Genomic DNA, 16,148 nt, shown 5'->3' with positions numbered 1-16,148 from the left:
CACGGGTTACGGGGTTTCCTCGTTGGCCCGCAGCGGCCCGGTCGCCACGCATTCGGATTCCGGCGTGTCGAGATCGAAATCCTCTGCCGGGCGCGCCATTTCGATGCGGTACTGCCGGATGCCGATGATGGTGCCGATGATCAGGCCCGCCACCAGCGTGCCTATCACCGTCGGCATCAGCCACGAGACCCGATCCAGGAATCCCCCGGAGTAGTAGCCCACCACCAGCAGCACCGGCGCCCAGAGCACCGCGCCGATCGAACTGGCCACGGTGTAGCGGCGATGGTCCATCCGGGCGGCGCCGGCCACCAGCGGGCACAGGGTGCGCACCCAGGGGATCCAGCGGGCGACCAGCACGGCCAGGAATCCGTGCCGTTGCAGTAGTTCGCTCACCCGCGCGAGGTTGCGGGTGTTGATATAGCGGCCGTTGCGTCTGGCCACCAGTCGGTGGCCGGTACGGTGCCCGATGACATAGCCGACCTGATTGCCTGCGACCGCGGCGATCATCGTCGCGGCGACCAGGCCCCAGATCTGTGCCTGCCCGCCCGAGTACGAGGCCACCGCGATACCGGCGGTGAGCAGCATCGAGTCGCCGGGCAGGAATAGGCCGATGATCAGGGCGCATTCGAGAAAAACGAAAACCAGGACGACGATCCAGACGAGGATCGGTCCGGCCGACTGCAGCGGAGCCAGTCCGTTCAGTTCCAGAGATAGCGGGGTGTTCGACAATGTGTCAGCGTATGGATTCGTTCGTCGGGACCGGTTCGCTCTCGGCGGCCAGCACGGGCTCGTGGTTGCGCAGCTTCTTCACCACGGAGATGATGCCCGGCAGGATCGAGACGATCACGATCAGGATGAAGATCGACTCGATGTGGTTGCGGATGAACGACACGTTGCCCAGGAAATACCCCAGGATCGTGACGCCGCCACCCCAGGCGACACCGCCGACGATGTCGAAGGTCAGGAACTGGCGGTAGTCCATCTTGGACACGCCCGCCAGCACCGGCATGAAGGTGCGCACGATCGGCACGAATCGGCCCAGGATGATGGTCTTGGGGCCGTACTTCTCGAAGAAGGCGTGCGTCTCGGTGACATAGGCCTGTTTGAAGAAGCGCCCATCCTGCTTGTTGAACAGCGCGGGGCCGATGGCCCGCCCGATCCAGTAGGCGCACTGATCGCCCGCGACCGCGGTGATGGCGACGGCCGGGAGCAGCACCCAGATGGACACCGGATGCGATGGATGCGCGGCCAGCAGGCCACCGGTGAACAGCAGCGAGTCGCCGGGCAGGATCGGGAACAGTAGTCCGGTCTCGATGAAGACCATGACCAGGATGGCCGGGAGCACCGCATCCTTGAGCCACGTCTCCGTGAGCAGATGCATAGGGTCCAGCAGCCCCTTGATACCGGAGCTGCTTGCGAGTACATCGGATATGGCCAGCATGGTCACGGCCCCCACAGTACCGGCCCGAGAGCCGTGGCACCGAACGTCACCGCAACCTCACAGAAGTTGCTCATCCGGCGCACACATCCGGCAACCGTTCGTTTCGGCACGCGGTGGGCTCACCTACTCCGCTCGCTCATCACTAGTGCGAGCCGAACTACAGCGGGGTGCCTTTCGCCCGGATCGTCGCGGAACATAATGTGGGCACAGACAGTCCTATTTTCGCAGCGCATATACGGAGGTCCTGCAGTGCCTATCGCGACCCCGGAGGTCTACGCCGAGATGCTCGGCCGGGCCAAAGAGAACTCCTTCGCCTTCCCCGCGATCAACTGCACGTCGTCGGAGACGATCAATGCCGCGATCCGCGGATTCGCCGAGGCGGGCAGCGACGGCATCATCCAGTTCTCCACCGGCGGCGCCGAATTCGCCTCCGGCCAGGGTGTGAAGGATATGGTCGTCGGCGCGGTCGCCCTCGCCGAATTCGCCCACGTGGTGGCCGCGCGGTACGACGTCACCGTCGCGCTGCACACCGATCACTGCCCCAAGGACAAGCTGGACACCTACGTGCGTCCGTTGCTGGCCATCTCGCAGGAGCGGGTGAGCGCCGGTAAGAATCCGTTGTTCCAGTCGCACATGTGGGACGGTTCGGCCGTGCCGATCGACGAGAACCTGGACATTGCCAAGGAACTGCTGAAGCAGGCCGCCGCGGCGAAGATCATCCTCGAGGTCGAGATCGGTGTGGTAGGCGGCGAGGAGGACGGCGTCGAGGCGGAGATCAACGAGAAGCTGTACACCTCGCCGGAGGACTTCGCCAAGACCATCGACGCCCTCGGCTCGGGGGAGAACGGCAAGTACCTGCTGGCCGCGACCTTCGGCAATGTGCACGGTGTGTACAAGCCCGGCAACGTGGTTCTCCGGCCGGATGTGCTGGAGCAGGGCCAGCAGGTGGCCACCGAGAAGCTGGGCCTGCCCGTGGGATCCAAGCCCTTCGACTTCGTCTTCCACGGCGGTTCGGGCTCACTGAAGTCCGAGATCGACGACTCGCTGAAGTACGGCGTGGTGAAGATGAACGTCGACACCGACACCCAGTACGCCTTCACCCGCCCGATCGCCGGACATATGCTCGGCAACTACGACGGCGTGCTGAAGATCGACGGCGAGGTCGGCAACAAGAAGGTCTACGACCCGCGCAGCTACCTGAAGAAGGCCGAGCTGTCGATGTCCGATCGCGTGGTCGAGGCCTGCAACGATCTGAAGTCGGCGGGAAAGTCCGTCAGCGCGAAATAACATCGAGGACATGGTTCTTGATGTCCGGGTCTTGGGGCCGGTGCGCCTGCTGGTCGACGGTGCGCCGTTAGCGGTCGGCGGCCCCAAGCCGCGGGCGCTGCTGGCCGCGCTGACGGTGAACCGGAGGCGGGCGGTCTCCGCGCAGGCGCTGGCGGACATCGTCTGGAACGAGGAGCCACCGGACTCCTATCAGGCCAGCCTGCAGGTCTTCGTCTCGAATATCCGCAAGGCCCTGCGCAATTCGGGCGTGGACTCGGGTGCGGTGCTGCGCACCGAATCCTCGGGTTACCGGCTCGAGATCCCGGACTCCGGCTGCGATCTGGGCCGGTTCGACGCCGCGCGGCGTGCCGGGAGCGAAGCGGCCGGGGCGGGCGATCACGGCGGCGCGGCGCGGCTGTTCGCCGAAGCGCTCGCGGAGTGGAGCGGCAAGGCCCTGGACGATCTGTCGGGCCTGCAGTTCGCCGAGAGCTTCGCCACCGCCATGGACGAGGAGCGGCTGCTGGTGGCCTCGGCTCGTATCGACGCCGAGATCGCCTGCGGCCATGCCTCTTCCGTGGTCGGCGAGCTGGTCTCGATGACCGGTGCGCATCCGCTGCGGGAGCCGCTGTGGGTCCAGTTGATCACCGCGCTGTACCTGTCCGGGCGTCAGGCCGACGCGCTCGAGGCGTGCCGGCGGGTGCGTGCGGTGCTGGCCGAGGAACTCGGTATCGATCCGGGCCCGGCGCTGACGGAGCTGGAGCAGCGAGTGCTGCGGCAGGAGCCGCTGGATACCACCGATATCGCCCGGGTCGAGCGAATGGCGCAGGCGATGACCGAGACGGTGACCGAGACACCGCAGTCGGCGCGTACGGGCCGGCTGCGACTGCCCGACGGGCGCGCGGTCCCGATCCCCAAGGGCGGGTTGAAGATCGGCCGCATGACCGATAACGATCTGGTGCTCGACGATCCGAAGGTCAGCCGGTACCACGCGCATATCCTGCCGAGCCGGGCCGGACTGCTGATCAAGGATCTGCATTCGGCCAACGGCATCTACATCAACGAGCAGTTGATCGAGAGCGGTTCGGTGCTCGCCGATGGCGACGCCGTGCGCATCGGGGCTACCGTACTGCTTTTCGAAGGGGGATAACTCGACTCGCGCCGTCGGTGGAATGCGCCGAAATGCCGCTGTGCCACCGGTAGGGTTCAGCCCGGGTGATACGCGCGCGGGAGCGAGGGGATGAACAATGGCGATGCGGCTGTTCGCCGCCGTCGGAGCGGTCGTTGTCGCGGTACTGGGCGTGCAGCCGACGGCCGGCGCCGGTCCGGTGGCGCCCGTCTCCGGTATCGGTCCGTGCGCCACCGATCCGGCGCCGGCGCACCAGTCCCTGGTGCCCAAGACGCTCGACGTGCCTATTCCGTATCCGGTGGTGACCGTCGATCCCGGCGCGCCGCCACCCGTGCCGCCCCAGCGCACCAGGATGGCGTTGCCCGCGAATCCCTGCCTCGATCCGTGCCCGGATCTCACCGACAAACCGGCGCCGCCACCGGATATATTGCAGCGCTTGGGTGTTCCGGATGTGCTGCCGCATGCCCAGCCGTTCTATTTCGCGCTGCCGCCCGGTCCCTCACCACAGACCGGTCCGCCGCCGCCGCCGCGGCAGCATCCGTCGACCGAACCCGCCCCGCAGTCGCCCGCCCGGCCGGCGCCGGTGATCGGACAGGTCACCGAGGTCGCCAAGGAAACCGGTGCGGATTCGGTCAATCGCACCGATAAGCGCTGGCAGGTCTACGGCACCGACCTCGGCATCAGCTGGGAGAGCGCGCCCGGGCAGATCGCGACGGTCTTCGGTGACACGGTCGGCGTCGGATTCCATCCGCCCGGCGGCATGGGGCCGGACTGGCGCAGTAATGCGCTGGCCTTCAGCAGTAATCGCGATCTGAGCCACGGCATCATCTTCGACCGCATGGTGACCGACGCCCGGTGCCACGCCGCGCAGGTGCTGTCCAGCCGGCAGAAGGACAATATCGAGATCACCACGATCCCGACCTCGGGTTTCGCGCTCGGCTCCCGGCAGTACATGAGCTATATGTCGGTTCGCACCTGGAACAGCCTGCCGGGCACGTGGTTCACCAACTACGGCGGTATCGCCTACTCCGACGACGACGGTCAGAGCTGGACCAAGGATCCGTACGCGCACTGGGACGACATCTTCGGACTGGCGAATTTCCAAGTGGCCGCGATGGTTCCGCAGGGCGACTACGTCTACGTATTCGGCACGCCCAATACCCGCCTCGGCTCGGTCGGGCTGGCGCGGGTGCCCAGGGCGCAGGTCCTGAACACCTCGGCCTATCAGTACTGGCGCGACGGCCGGTGGACGCCGGTGGGTGGATCGGCCTCGGCCACACCGATTGTCGACGCTCCGGCCGGGGAACTGTCGGTCCGTTACGACACCGCGCGCGGCGTGTGGCAGATGAGTTACCTCGACACGACCGCAGCGGCTATCGTACTGCGCGAGTCGAATTCACCGCAGGGCGTCTGGTCCGCTCCCACACAGACCGTGCCGGTGTCCCGGTATCCCGAACTGTACGGCGGTTTCATCCATCCGTGGTCCACCGGCTCGGACCTGTACTTCACCATCAGCACCTGGAGCGACTACAACGTCTACCTGATGCATGCCGTCGTCGACGACTGAACTGGCCCGAGCGCCTCGAGTAGACCCACTTGGACCCGAGCGCCTCGAGTAGACCCACTTGGATGGTGCACTTCGTGGCCGCGGCCCGGCTTGATTCTGGACTGACGGAGCGGGGGAGCGAAGCGGAGGAGGGAAGAATCGAGCCTTCGGGGGCCGCGGCCCGCCGGAGCGAAGCGGAGGCCATAAACACAGCTCAGCTCAGCTGAACCTCGGCGAGGGCGCGCCCGAACAGCTTCTTCCCGCCGGAGACGCCCGACAGCAGGATCGTGGCGGTGCGCCGCTCGGGATCCAGGGACTTGATCTTTCCGGTGAATTCGATCTGGGCCGCGGAGGTGGCCTCGACCGGCACGAATCCCGCGAAACGCACACTGTAGGAAGCGATTCCGTTGGGATCGCCCAGCCAGGAACTCAGGTAGTCCGCACCCAGGCCCATGGTCAGCAGGCCGTGTGCCACGACGGTGGGCAGTCCGGCGAGTTCGGCGGCCCGATCGCTGAAGTGGATCGGGTTGGGATCGCCCGACACACCGGCGTAGTTCACCAGGTCGCCCCGGGTCAGCTGCATCTTGCCGACCGGCAGTTGATCGCCGACCGACAGCTCCTCGAAGATCGGGATCGTGTGCACGACAAGGTCTTCGCGCGAGGCGGCCAACGTCGGTACCGGGGTGGACTGCTCGGCCGGGATCTGGACGAGCACGGCGGGCTCGGTGGGATCGGTTTCCCGCCGCTGCATCACCAGACCCTCGACGAGCTGCACGATATCCGGATTGATGTCCTCGCCGAGCCGGGCCACGGTGGTGATGACCCCGTTCACCGCGACGGCGCCGGACTCGTTGATGAGCGTGGCCCGAACGGTGATGAAGTCGTTGCCGCGTACCTGGCGGATCGATTCGATCTTCGCCTCGCTGCGCACCCGCTCACCGGCGACGATCGGCCGGTGGATCTCGAAGAGCTGATCGATCTGCAGGATCTGGGACAGGTCGTAGTCGGTGAGCACCGTGTCCAGCAGACCGTGGGTGGTGGTCATCCCGATGACCGCGGCGAAGGTGGGCGGTGCGAGGACGGCGTCCAGGCCGAGTTTGGCCGCGTCACCCTCGTGCATATGGGCCGGATGGTTGTTCTGGATGGCGCGGGCGAATTCGCGGACCTTCTCCCGGCCGACGTCGTAGTGATCCCGAACCTGATAGTGACGGCCGGCCAGTTCCGTCGATGCCGCTGCTTCGGGTGCCAGCTCCGGCATATCCTTGCGCTCCCTGCTCAACTCTTACTGCAAATCAGTATCACCGCGTAAACACCGATACGCCGACATACAGGCACCGGCCCGGCCCGCGAACGCGGCCGGAGAATCCGAGTCAGCCTACCGGCCGGTCGGACGGATGACCAATTGTCTGTACTCGGCTATCGCCACAGGGTGCGAAAGCGTCACAAGTAATGTTCATCACGCATCAGATGAATCCGACAATGCGGACTTACCGCCCGGCGGTCGGAGAGTCGCACACCTTCCAGCCGCCCGCGTTCTGCTGCAGGTCGAAGGTGTTCGCGGTGCGGGTCGGATCGGCGTCGGTGTACACGCTGGCCTGCGCGACCGCCTTGTCGCCGGTGATCTGCACCGAGTCGACGGCGTCCACCTTGGGAATCTTGCGCTGATCGACCGCCAGCTTGTGCACGCTGGCGTACTGATCGGGCGCGATGCTCTGGTAGAAGCTGTGCTGGGCGCCGCAGGTCGCGGCCTGCAGATCCGGCAGATTCCCGGTGGCGAGGGCGTTGGTGTACGCGGTGATCGCGGCGCTGACCTTCGCCTGGGGCGAAGTGTTCCTGCTGTGGCCGACCAGTGCCACGATCACGGCGATCACCACGACGAGCGCGACCACCGCCGCACCGGCGATGAGCAGCACGCGCTTACCGAGTCTGTTCGGCGCGGCGTCGGTGGCCGCGGTCGGCGGGGTGGCACCCGGGATGCGCTGGGGTGTGGCAATGCTCGTGCGCGCGTCCGAGTGCTCGGCGACGGTGGGCTGCGTATCGGCGGGCGAGGGCGCGCCGCCCATCGGCACGTCGCCGCCGATCGGGAATCCCCCGGCGGGGCGGGGCGGTGCCGGAGGCTGAGGCGCGGATGTGTCGCCGGTCGGCGCGTTCTGCATCGGCCCCGAGGAGCCCTGCGGCACGGGGTTTTTCGGTCCGCTGACCGGTCGCGGGGTAATCGGCGGTGTGCCGATCGGCGGGCGGGCGCCTGCGGGCGGGACGATCCGATCGGTGTCGGACTTGTCGCCGAAACGAATCTTCTCGGTCGGCTGGTCCGCCGGTCGCTGGATCGGCAGGGCCGTGGTCTCGGCACTGGACGAATCCGAGACCTTCGGGATAGCAACGGTTTCCTCGCCCGCCGGGGGCGCCGCGGACTTGGGGATGAATGCGGTCTTGTCCGCGGGTGCGGCCGGGCGCGGCGGCTCCGGCGACGGCGCGACCCCGGGGCGGGGCGGGGTGGAGGCGGCGCCCGAACCCGGCACGATTCGGGGCGGCGCCGGCGACGACGGCATCGTCTTGGGCGCCGGGGCCGGCTGGCGGACCGTGCGGTCGGCCGCCTCGCTGTCCTTCTCGCCGGTCGCCCCACGGGCGTCGTTCAGCGCGTCGGCGACCGCGTTCCGGGGGATCCGCTCCGTCTTGTCGGCGTCGCGCATCGCGTCCCGGGAAATCATTTCGGTCTTGCCCGCATCGGGGCCCGACGCCCCCTGACCCCGTCCGGCCTGTTCACCGGGTAACCGGTCGCGAGCGGTCCGTTGTGTGGGCGACGCGCCGGACGCCGAACCGGATGTCGGCGCGCTGGACGAAGAACTCTGCTCGGCATCGGCGGAACCCGGCTGCGGCTTCTTCTCGTCGATCGGCTCGGACACGCGGCACCCCTCACTCGGCGGACAGTGTGGACTCGCCCGCAAGCGTAACGAGCATTTCCGGCATCGGTGGGCATTGCGGGCATCGCGGCGCAACCATCAGGGCCGAAAGTGGCGGCCGAGCCCTGCATAGGATACTGAAGCGCATGACGTCCTTCGGTGATCTGCTCGGACCGCAGCCGGTACTACTCCCCGAGAATTCCGATGCGGAGGAGGCGTTGCTGGACAAACAGGATCCGGTGCAGGTCGCCGCCGCCCATCCGACGGCCTCGATCGCCTGGGCGCAGCTGGCCGAGGACGCGCTGGCCCGCGCCGAGGCCGCCGCGCCGGGCGCGGTCAACGCCGATGTCATCGCCGCCTACGCGTTCGCCCGCACCGGATATCACCGCGGGCTGGACCTGTTGCGTCGCAACGGCTGGAAGGGTTTCGGGCCGGTGCCGTGGAGCCACGAGCCCAACCGCGGCTTCCTGCGTGCCGTCGGGGCCCTGGCCCGGGCCGCGCGCACGATCGGCGAGACCGACGAATACGCGCGCTGCCTGGATCTGCTCGAGGACTGCGACCCGCGCGCGGCGGCTGAACTCGGCCTCGGCTAGTCGCCCCGGCGCGGCTCATCCCGCGCGCGGGAATTGTCGATGCCGGTTTATCCTCAGCGAAGCATGGCTTTCGAGAGTTCGCTGACCGTGGATGCCGTCCGCGCGAGCAGCACACAACGTCTGCGCGGTGGCTGGCAGCGGCTGCGCAAATCCGCGCTGCCCATCCTGCAGTGCGCGGTGGGCGCGGCCATCGCGTGGTTCATCGCGCACCGCGTCGTCGGGCACAGCGCGCCGTACTTCGCGCCGATGGCCGCGGTGATTTCGATCGGGGTGGCGTTCGGCGCGCGGATCAGGCGTTCGGTCGAGCTGGTCGCGGGGGTCAGCGTCGGCATCGGGATCGGCGATCTGTTCATCTCTCACGTCGGCACCGGGCCGTGGCAGATCGCGCTCGTGGTCGCGGTGGCGATGGGCGCGGCGATCTTCCTGGACGGCGGTGCGGTCATCCCGATGCAGGCCGCGTCCTCGGCGGTGCTGGTGGCCACGCTGTATCCGCCGCACAGCTCGGGAGCCTATCTGCGCGTGACCGATTCGCTCATCGGCGGACTGGTCGGCGTCGCGGTGGTGGCGATCTTCCCGCTGCATCCGGTGCGCCGGGCCCGGCAGCAGGCCGCGGACATCCTCGCGGTGATCGGCCGGACCTTGACCGCCTGTGCGGACGGCCTGCACGAACAGGATGCCGAAAAGATCCACGAGGCACTGGAATCCGTCCGTGCTACGCAACCGCAGATCGACGCGCTGCGCAACGCGGTCGCGGGCGGCCGGGAGATCAGCCGGATCTCCCCGCTGTACTGGAACGCCCGCCCACGCCTGGATCTGATCCGGTCGGCGGTCGATCCGCTCGACAACGCCGTGCGCAACACCCGCGTACTGCTGCGCCGCGCGCTGAGCCTGGTGCGCGACGACGAGATCCTCGATCCCGGCATCGTCGAGGAGGTAGAGGAACTCGGTCAGGCCGTCGAGGTGGTGCGTCGGTACCTGCTCGCCGATCCGGGCGGTCAGCCCGATGCCGCCGAGGCCACGAGGGTGCTGCGCCGGGTGGCCAAGGGCGCGACCATCGACCTGGTGAGCGACGCGGGGCTGTCGGCGCATGTGGTGTTCGCGCAGTTGCGTTCGATCCTGGTCGACCTGATGCAGGTCTGCGGGGTGAAGCGACTGTCGGCGCTGGCGCTGCTGCCCCCGACGGTCGAACATCCCTACGTCGAACCCGCGGACTGATCCGTCCGTACTCCCCGAGTAGCACCGTGATCCGGATGGATGACGATCTGTCGCAACCGGTCCGGACCGGGCAGTCGGTCGCGTACCGGTAACGGCGACTGCGCACCGTGCGGTCGTCCTGCGCGTGGAGATGATCGAACTTCGCGTAGTGGACTACTCGTGTGCGGGGCTCGCGTGGCCAATAACTTAGTGGTCAGACCGCGTCCACGAGGGGTGGCGCGGTTCAAGCTTCGCAAAGGTGACGGACGCTCTGGGGCCGAGAGACGGCGGGGATCGCTCGGATCAGCACGAGCAACCCGGGGAGGACGTCGGAACCACTGTTCGGTGGCCGGTCACGGGCGCGGTGCCCCGTCATCCGAGCGAAGCGGGCCGCCCGATCCACTGGATCGGGCGGCCTTGTTATTTCGCCTGCGCTAGAGCGAACTCCAGAAGCGGGTGAGGTAACTGCCGTACTCGGCCCAGCTCGAGGGCACGCCCGACAGCGAGAACAGGTCGTAGACGGCGGTGAAGAACACATTCCTCAGCGCCGGAATCCAGAGGATCGCGAGCACCAGCAGAAGTCCGTACGGCTTGAACTGTTCCATCGACCGCCGGGTCTGATAGCTCAGCGACGGTTCCAGAATTCCGTACCCGTCGGTGCCCGGAATCGGCAGCAGATTCAGGATTGTCGCGGTGACCTGGAGAAACGCCAGGAAGCTCAGCCCGAACCAGAAGGCGGGATGTTCGGACGCCGAACCGAAGAATCGCACGATCACCAGCAGCACCACCGCGCACACCGCGTTCACCGCCGGACCGGCGCCGCTGATCAGCCGCTGGATACGGTGGGAGAACTGCCCCGAGCGCACGTAGACCGCACCGCCGGGCAGCGCGAATCCGCCCAGCGCGATGAACAGCATCGGCAGGCCGATCGACAGCATGGGATGCGCGTACTTCAGCGGATTCAGCGTCAGATATCCGCGCAGCTCCACCTCGCGGTCACCGGCGCGCCACGCGGTGAAGGCGTGGCCGAATTCGTGCAGGCACAGGGTGACGATCCAGCCGAACACCACCAAGACGAACACGCCGGCCTTCGCCCGGACCGAATTCACCTCGGCATCCCAGGCCACCGCGCCGCCGACCGCGGTGAGCACGATGATCAGCAGGAACACCGGGCTCGGGCGCACGGACCCCGAGGTGCGCCGGGTATCGAACGGGGAGTTCATCGGACCAGGAACCAGGGGTCGGTGTGCCGATAGAAGCTCGCGCGCGGCACCGTGCGCTCGTCGACGATGCCGTCGCGGGTCACCGACGCGCCCGGCGTGCCCAGCTGAATCGCGCGCCCGGCGACCCACTGCCGCCTGCGGAAGGTGCGCAGCACCGTCGCACGTGCGCCGGGCATCTCGAGTGTCGGTGAGATATGCAGTGCCGCAACCTTTCCCGAGAACAACGGGGTCTCGTCGGCGTACGCCTCACCCTCCAGCTTGCCGCCGCCGGGACCGGTGATCGTGGCCCGTCCGACCAGCACCCGTCCGGTGTCGTCGCGGATCAGCGGGGTCGGCTCGGGCCTTCCCTCCAGCGCCCGCTTGGCCGCCGCCGAACCGGAGCCGGTCTGATAGGCGCGCGAGCCGTACGTGCGGTCCACCGGCACGTAGCCGATCTCCACGTGCAGCCGCTCGGTGCGCAGCAGGTGGGTGAGCACCGCGGCCAGGCCCGCGTCCTCGCCGAGCACGATCAGCCGCGGCAGACTGTCGGCGGCGAGCACCGGCAGCAGCTCATCGATCGCGGAGGCCTCGGGGATGGCCGCGGTCTGGGTGGTGGGGAGCGAAGCGAGCGCAATCGGAACCGGGGCGCCGTTGCAGCGGAGAACATGAGTACTCAACCGCGGTACACCCTCCTTGAACTCCTCTGGCTCCTCGGTGCTGACACCATCACGACCCTCGCTGCGCCCGGGCGAACCTCTCGCGGTCCGCCTCCCGCAGCCACGATAGTCCCGCTCGCCGCACCGTGCATTAGACTGTCCCATCGGCCACCGCCTCGGAAAACGGCAGGTAGCCTCGGCGGCGTGCGCGTCAGGCCCGCAAGGCAGTCCCGCAAGGTAGGCCCGTGTCACCATGCCGGGCCCGCTCACACCGAACAAGGGCGCAGCATAGGGGCTGCGCGTCGAACCGTAGGAGACTCCACATGCCCGCAATCGTCCTGATCGGCGCCCAATGGGGCGACGAGGGTAAGGGCAAAGCCACCGATCTGCTCGGCGGCCGGGTCGACTGGGTCGTGCGCTACCAGGGCGGCAACAACGCCGGACACACCGTCGTGCTGCCCAACGGTGACAATTTCGCGCTGCACCTGATCCCCTCGGGCATCCTGACCCCGGGAGTGACGAACGTCATCGGCAACGGCGTGGTCGTCGACCCGGGCGTGCTGCTCGACGAGCTGGCCGGGATCGAGCAGCGCGGGGTGGACACCTCGCGGCTGCTGCTGTCGGCCGACGCGCACCTGATCATGCCGTACCACGTGGCCATCGATAAGGTCACCGAGCGCTTCCTGGGCAATAAGAAGATCGGCACCACCGGCCGCGGCATCGGTCCCTGCTACCAGGACAAGGTGGCGCGCGTGGGCGTGCGCGTCGCGGATGTGCTGGACGAGAAGATCCTGACCCAGAAGGTCGAGGCCGCGCTGGAGTTCAAGAACCAGGTGCTGGTGAAGATCTACAACCGGCGCGCCCTGGATTCGCACCAGGTGGTCGACGAGGTGCTGAGCCAGGCCGACGGGTTCAAGCACCGCATCCGCGACACCCGGCTGCTGCTGAACCAGGCGCTGGAGGCCGGCGACACCATTCTGCTGGAAGGTTCGCAGGGCACGCTGCTGGACGTCGACCACGGCACCTACCCGTACGTGACCTCCTCCAACCCGACAGCCGGCGGTGCGGCGGTCGGCTCGGGCATCGGGCCGAACAAGATCACCACGGTGCTCGGCATCCTCAAGGCCTACACCACCCGTGTCGGCTCGGGCCCGTTCCCGACCGAGCTGTTCGACTCCGCCGGTGAATATCTCGCCAAGACCGGCGGCGAGGTCGGCGTGACCACCGGGCGCGCCCGGCGCACGGGCTGGTTCGACGCGGTGATCGCGCGCTACGCCACCCGCGTCAACGGCATCACCGACTACTTCCTGACCAAGCTGGACGTGCTGTCGAGCCTGGATACGGTGCCGATCTGCGTGGCCTACGACATCGACGGCGAGCGCGTGGAGCAGATGCCGACCACGCAGACCGAATTCCACCACGCCAAGCCGATCTACGAGGAAATGCCGGGCTGGTGGGAAGACATTTCGCACGCCCGCACGTTCGATGAACTACCCGCCAACGCGCGTGCGTACGTCGAGCGGCTGGAAGAGCTGTCCGGCGCGCGCATGTCCTGCATCGGCGTCGGTCCGGGGCGTGACGAAACCATCGTGCGCCACGATATTCTCGAGTGAGGGTCACCGGCACAATGCCTGTGGATTGACCGAAAGCCGCGCCCCACGTCGATGATTCGAGTGGGGCACGGCTTTCGAGCATATCCACGGGGATGGTGCGCCGACGGATCTCGCGAGCCGCCGGGGTGGGCGAGCTCAGGATTCGGTCGCGGGGATCTCGTCCGTCTCCGGTTCCGGTGCGGCGTGGTCGGCGATCCCCGGATTGGGGTCCCGCGACAGATCGATCAGGGGGTGGCGCTCGGCGCCTTCCGGTGCGGCGTGGCGCCCGTGCCTTTGCGGCTCCTGGGTCATCGTGTGGTCTCCTGCTGTTTCCCGGACCTGCTTTTCGGATCTGAAGAACCTTAACCTGTGGCGTGGCACCCGGATTCGATCACCCGTCAGTAGTAGGTCACCGGGGCCAGTGGTTCGGCGGCGCGCGGGGTGAGCGCGGAATACGCGGTGGCAATGGATTTGACGGCCAGACGCAGGTCCGATTCGTCGCGGCTGAACGGCAGGCGCACGTACCGTTCGAAGGCGCCCTGCACGCCGAATCGCGGTCCGGCGGCGAGCAATACGCCGTGGTTGGGCGCGATGGCGGCCAGCGCGGAGGAGACCGGCGCGGGCAACTGGACCCATAGCGACATGCCGCCGGCGCTGGGCACCGCGCGCCAGTCGGGCAGTTCCTCGGCGAGCAGTTCGAGCAGGACCGCGCGCCGGGTACGCAGTTGTTCACACCGGCGCGAGGTGATGACCCCGGCATGTTCCAGCAGATAGGCGGTGGCCAGCTGATCCATGACCGGCGTGCCCAGGTCGAGGGTCGAGCGGATGCCCAGCAGCTTGGTGATCAGCGAGGGGTTGGCGCGGATCCAGCCCACCCGCAGGCCGCCCCAGAACACCTTGGACGCCGAGCCGATCGTCACGATCTCCGCGCCGCGCGCGAACGCCGCCGCCGGGGGCGGCGCCTCGCCGTCGAGTTGCTGCTCGACCATGGATTCGTCGACGATGACCGTCATCCGCGTCTCGCGGGCGATCGCGGCCAGTTCGGCGCGGTCCCGCGCGCCCATGAGCAGTCCGGTCGGATTGTTGAAGTCCGGCAGTAGATATGCCGCGCTCGCCGCGGTCTGGCGTGCGGCGCTGCGGATTCCGTCCAGATCCCATCCCGCCTCGGGATATTCGGGACGCAGCGGGACCGGTACGGGGCGCGCGCCGACATCGCGAATCGCCTCGATGGCATTGGGATAGGTGGGGTGGTCGATCAGCACGCGCGCGGCCGGAGCGGCGAGCACGTTCAGCAGCAGGCGCAGCCCGTGCTGGGCGCCGAGTGTCACCAGGATCTGGTCCGGGTCGGTGGGCAGGCCGCGTTCGGCATAGCGACGGGCGATCGCCTCGCGCAGCGGCGGCACGCCGACCGGATCCATGCCGTGCGTGCCGAGATAGAGCGGAAGACCCTGCAGCGCGGCGGAATACGCCTCGGTCATCTCCGGCGGTGCGGACATCGCGGCATACGTCAGGTCGATCGTCGGCACCTGGTTCGGCGACATCAGCGCCAGAATGCTGCGCGCGGGCTTGGCGCCGTCGTGCGCGATGTCGGAGGGGAGCGCGACGGTGCTGCGCGAGCCCTGCCGGCTGATCAGATAGCCGTGTTCGCGCAGCAGGGTGTAGGCGGAGGTGACCGTCGTGCGGCTGACGCCGAGCGTGCCGGCCAGGTCCCGCTCGCTGGGCAGGGCGACGCCCAGCGGTGCGCGGCCGTCGTGGATCAGCAGCCGGATGCTCTCGGCGAGGGCGAGGTAGGCGGGACGGGTGGTGCGCTTGTCGCCATCGGTGTCCTGACGCCATCGGCCCAGGTCCCGGGTGAGGGTCGCGGCGCTGATCACACGTAGTGCCATACAGGCCAGTATTCCTCGACTGGTCATTCGATTCAAGTAAGTTGCCAGTCCAGTTGTACAAACTGGCCTGTCTTCGGGAGAGGTCTCGGTGGTGGACCGATCCGGGACCGGCTCGGGCCGGTCCGGTTCCTTCCGGGTATCGGTACCGGTGCGACCCGCGGGCGGCGAATGTGTCGGTGGGGTCGGGCACACTGGTCGTATGGCCGATTCGGACCGTTCTCGCGCGGCGGCGCTCTTCGATACGGCGATCGGTGCGTGCGCCGTCGTCTGGACCGATGCGGGCGTGTCGCGATTCCTGTTACCCGAGGCCAGTCCCGATATCACGCGTACCAGGGCGCTGCGCGGCGCCGACGAGGCCGAACCGTCCGGTGCGATCGCCGAGGCGATCGACGCGGTGCGCGCCCACATCGGCGGCACAATGGACGATCTGCGCTGGATTCCGTTGGACCACAGCGGAATTCCCGAGTTCCAGCGCGCGGTCTACTCGGTGACCCGTGCGATCGACCCTGGTCACACCCTCAGCTACGGTCAAGTGGCCGCCCGCATAGGCCTGCCCGACGCCGCGCAGGCCGTCGGGCAGGCGCTGGGCCACAACGCGATACCGGTGATCATCCCGTGCCATCGCGTCCTGGCCGCCGACCACGCGCTGCACGGTTTCTCCGCCCCCGGCGGCCTGATGACCAAGGCGCGTCTGCTGGAGATCGAACGGACCCCCGGATTCGGCGAGCCGACGCTGTTCTGAATCC

At 67.9% G+C, this 16,148-nt stretch carries 15 protein-coding genes; 7 read left to right on the top strand and 8 right to left on the bottom strand.

The window, feature by feature from the left end; all coding sequences use genetic code 11:
• Positions 1 to 6: 6 nt before the first annotated feature.
• Positions 7 to 729 (bottom strand): DedA family protein, encoded by a 723-nt coding sequence (locus tag JZ791_RS11895; protein WP_254205585.1) that lies wholly within the window; start codon positions 727 to 729, stop codon positions 7 to 9.
• Between the two features lie 4 nt (positions 730 to 733).
• Entirely contained in the window at positions 734 to 1,441 is a 708-nt protein-coding gene (locus tag JZ791_RS11890; RefSeq protein WP_216894327.1) for a DedA family protein, read from the bottom strand.
• Between the two features lie 249 nt (positions 1,442 to 1,690).
• On the opposite strand from JZ791_RS11890, the gene fbaA reads away from it, so the two are divergent.
• The 3 genes from fbaA to JZ791_RS11875 all read left to right on the top strand — a co-directional run bounded on the left by fbaA (position 1,691) and on the right by JZ791_RS11875 (position 5,400).
• On the top strand, positions 1,691 to 2,728 hold the full coding sequence (gene fbaA / locus JZ791_RS11885) for a class II fructose-bisphosphate aldolase (protein WP_216894300.1): 1,038 nt from the start codon (positions 1,691 to 1,693) through the stop codon (positions 2,726 to 2,728).
• A 10-nt stretch (positions 2,729 to 2,738) separates the two neighbouring features.
• On the top strand, positions 2,739 to 3,854 hold the full coding sequence (locus tag JZ791_RS11880; protein WP_216894299.1) for a BTAD domain-containing putative transcriptional regulator: 1,116 nt from the start codon (positions 2,739 to 2,741) through the stop codon (positions 3,852 to 3,854).
• 97 nt (positions 3,855 to 3,951) lie between these two features.
• Positions 3,952 to 5,400, top strand: a complete 1,449-nt coding sequence (locus tag JZ791_RS11875) for a glycoside hydrolase family 183 protein (protein ID WP_216894298.1) — start codon at positions 3,952 to 3,954, stop codon at positions 5,398 to 5,400.
• Positions 5,401 to 5,593: 193 nt separating this feature from the next.
• On the opposite strand, the gene JZ791_RS11870 is transcribed toward JZ791_RS11875, so the two are convergent.
• Together JZ791_RS11870 and JZ791_RS11865 are read right to left on the bottom strand one after the other, a co-directional pair.
• A complete protein-coding gene (locus JZ791_RS11870; RefSeq protein ID WP_216894297.1) occupies positions 5,594 to 6,637 on the bottom strand; it encodes a fused (3R)-hydroxyacyl-ACP dehydratase subunits HadA/HadB in 1,044 nt (347 codons plus the stop codon).
• Between the two features lie 229 nt (positions 6,638 to 6,866).
• Positions 6,867 to 8,282 (bottom strand): Rv0361 family membrane protein, encoded by a 1,416-nt coding sequence (locus JZ791_RS11865; RefSeq protein ID WP_254205584.1) that lies wholly within the window; start codon positions 8,280 to 8,282, stop codon positions 6,867 to 6,869.
• 143 nt (positions 8,283 to 8,425) lie between these two features.
• On the opposite strand from JZ791_RS11865, the gene JZ791_RS11860 reads away from it, so the two are divergent.
• Positions 8,426 to 8,872 (top strand): DUF3151 domain-containing protein, encoded by a 447-nt coding sequence (locus JZ791_RS11860; protein WP_216894296.1) that lies wholly within the window; start codon positions 8,426 to 8,428, stop codon positions 8,870 to 8,872.
• A 63-nt stretch (positions 8,873 to 8,935) separates the two neighbouring features.
• Positions 8,936 to 10,087 (top strand): FUSC family protein, encoded by a 1,152-nt coding sequence (locus tag JZ791_RS11855; RefSeq protein WP_216894295.1) that lies wholly within the window; start codon positions 8,936 to 8,938, stop codon positions 10,085 to 10,087.
• Positions 10,088 to 10,500: 413 nt separating this feature from the next.
• Here the strand turns inward: JZ791_RS11855 and JZ791_RS11850 are convergent, their stop codons facing one another.
• Together JZ791_RS11850 and JZ791_RS11845 are read right to left on the bottom strand one after the other, a co-directional pair.
• A complete protein-coding gene (locus JZ791_RS11850; protein WP_216894294.1) occupies positions 10,501 to 11,289 on the bottom strand; it encodes a site-2 protease family protein in 789 nt (262 codons plus the stop codon).
• A complete protein-coding gene (locus JZ791_RS11845) occupies positions 11,286 to 11,945 on the bottom strand; it encodes a hypothetical protein (protein ID WP_216894293.1) in 660 nt (219 codons plus the stop codon). The genes JZ791_RS11850 and JZ791_RS11845 overlap by 4 nt, the downstream gene beginning before the upstream one ends.
• 302 nt (positions 11,946 to 12,247) lie before the next feature.
• On the opposite strand from JZ791_RS11845, the gene JZ791_RS11840 reads away from it, so the two are divergent.
• Positions 12,248 to 13,537: an adenylosuccinate synthase gene (locus JZ791_RS11840; protein WP_216894292.1), complete on the top strand. Its 1,290-nt coding sequence runs from the start codon at positions 12,248 to 12,250 to the stop codon at positions 13,535 to 13,537.
• 135 nt (positions 13,538 to 13,672) lie between these two features.
• Here the strand turns inward: JZ791_RS11840 and JZ791_RS11835 are convergent, their stop codons facing one another.
• Both JZ791_RS11835 and yczR read right to left on the bottom strand, forming a co-directional pair.
• Complete coding sequence (locus JZ791_RS11835; protein WP_216894291.1) at positions 13,673 to 13,828, bottom strand: hypothetical protein; 156 nt, start codon at positions 13,826 to 13,828, stop codon at positions 13,673 to 13,675.
• Between the two features lie 86 nt (positions 13,829 to 13,914).
• On the bottom strand, positions 13,915 to 15,402 hold the full coding sequence (gene yczR, locus JZ791_RS11830; RefSeq protein ID WP_216894290.1) for a MocR-like transcription factor YczR: 1,488 nt from the start codon (positions 15,400 to 15,402) through the stop codon (positions 13,915 to 13,917).
• 199 nt (positions 15,403 to 15,601) lie between these two features.
• Between yczR and JZ791_RS11825 the strand changes: the two genes are divergently transcribed.
• Complete coding sequence (locus JZ791_RS11825) at positions 15,602 to 16,144, top strand: methylated-DNA--[protein]-cysteine S-methyltransferase (RefSeq protein ID WP_216894289.1); 543 nt, start codon at positions 15,602 to 15,604, stop codon at positions 16,142 to 16,144.
• The last annotated feature ends 4 nt before the right edge of the window (positions 16,145 to 16,148 follow it).

The organism is Nocardia alni (assembly GCF_019038435.1).
Taxonomy (GTDB): Bacteria; Actinomycetota; Actinomycetes; order Mycobacteriales; family Mycobacteriaceae; genus Nocardia; species Nocardia alni.
Note: the sequence above shows the minus strand (reverse complement) of the source record. Positions and strands in the feature narration are given on the sequence as shown.

Coding starts and splice junctions, on each gene's coding strand:
- JZ791_RS11890 (WP_216894327.1), bottom strand. CDS start 1,441: ATGCTGGCCATATCCGATGTACTCGCAAGCAGCTCCGGTATCAAGGGG.
- JZ791_RS11850 (WP_216894294.1), bottom strand. CDS start 11,289: ATGAACTCCCCGTTCGATACCCGGCGCACCTCGGGGTCCGTGCGCCCG.
- JZ791_RS11860 (WP_216894296.1), top strand. CDS start 8,426: ATGACGTCCTTCGGTGATCTGCTCGGACCGCAGCCGGTACTACTCCCC.
- JZ791_RS11870 (WP_216894297.1), bottom strand. CDS start 6,637: ATGCCGGAGCTGGCACCCGAAGCAGCGGCATCGACGGAACTGGCCGGC.
- JZ791_RS11825 (WP_216894289.1), top strand. CDS start 15,602: ATGGCCGATTCGGACCGTTCTCGCGCGGCGGCGCTCTTCGATACGGCG.
- JZ791_RS11875 (WP_216894298.1), top strand. CDS start 3,952: ATGGCGATGCGGCTGTTCGCCGCCGTCGGAGCGGTCGTTGTCGCGGTA.
- JZ791_RS11880 (WP_216894299.1), top strand. CDS start 2,739: ATGGTTCTTGATGTCCGGGTCTTGGGGCCGGTGCGCCTGCTGGTCGAC.
- yczR (WP_216894290.1), bottom strand. CDS start 15,402: ATGGCACTACGTGTGATCAGCGCCGCGACCCTCACCCGGGACCTGGGC.
- JZ791_RS11855 (WP_216894295.1), top strand. CDS start 8,936: ATGGCTTTCGAGAGTTCGCTGACCGTGGATGCCGTCCGCGCGAGCAGC.
- JZ791_RS11835 (WP_216894291.1), bottom strand. CDS start 13,828: ATGACCCAGGAGCCGCAAAGGCACGGGCGCCACGCCGCACCGGAAGGC.
- JZ791_RS11840 (WP_216894292.1), top strand. CDS start 12,248: ATGCCCGCAATCGTCCTGATCGGCGCCCAATGGGGCGACGAGGGTAAG.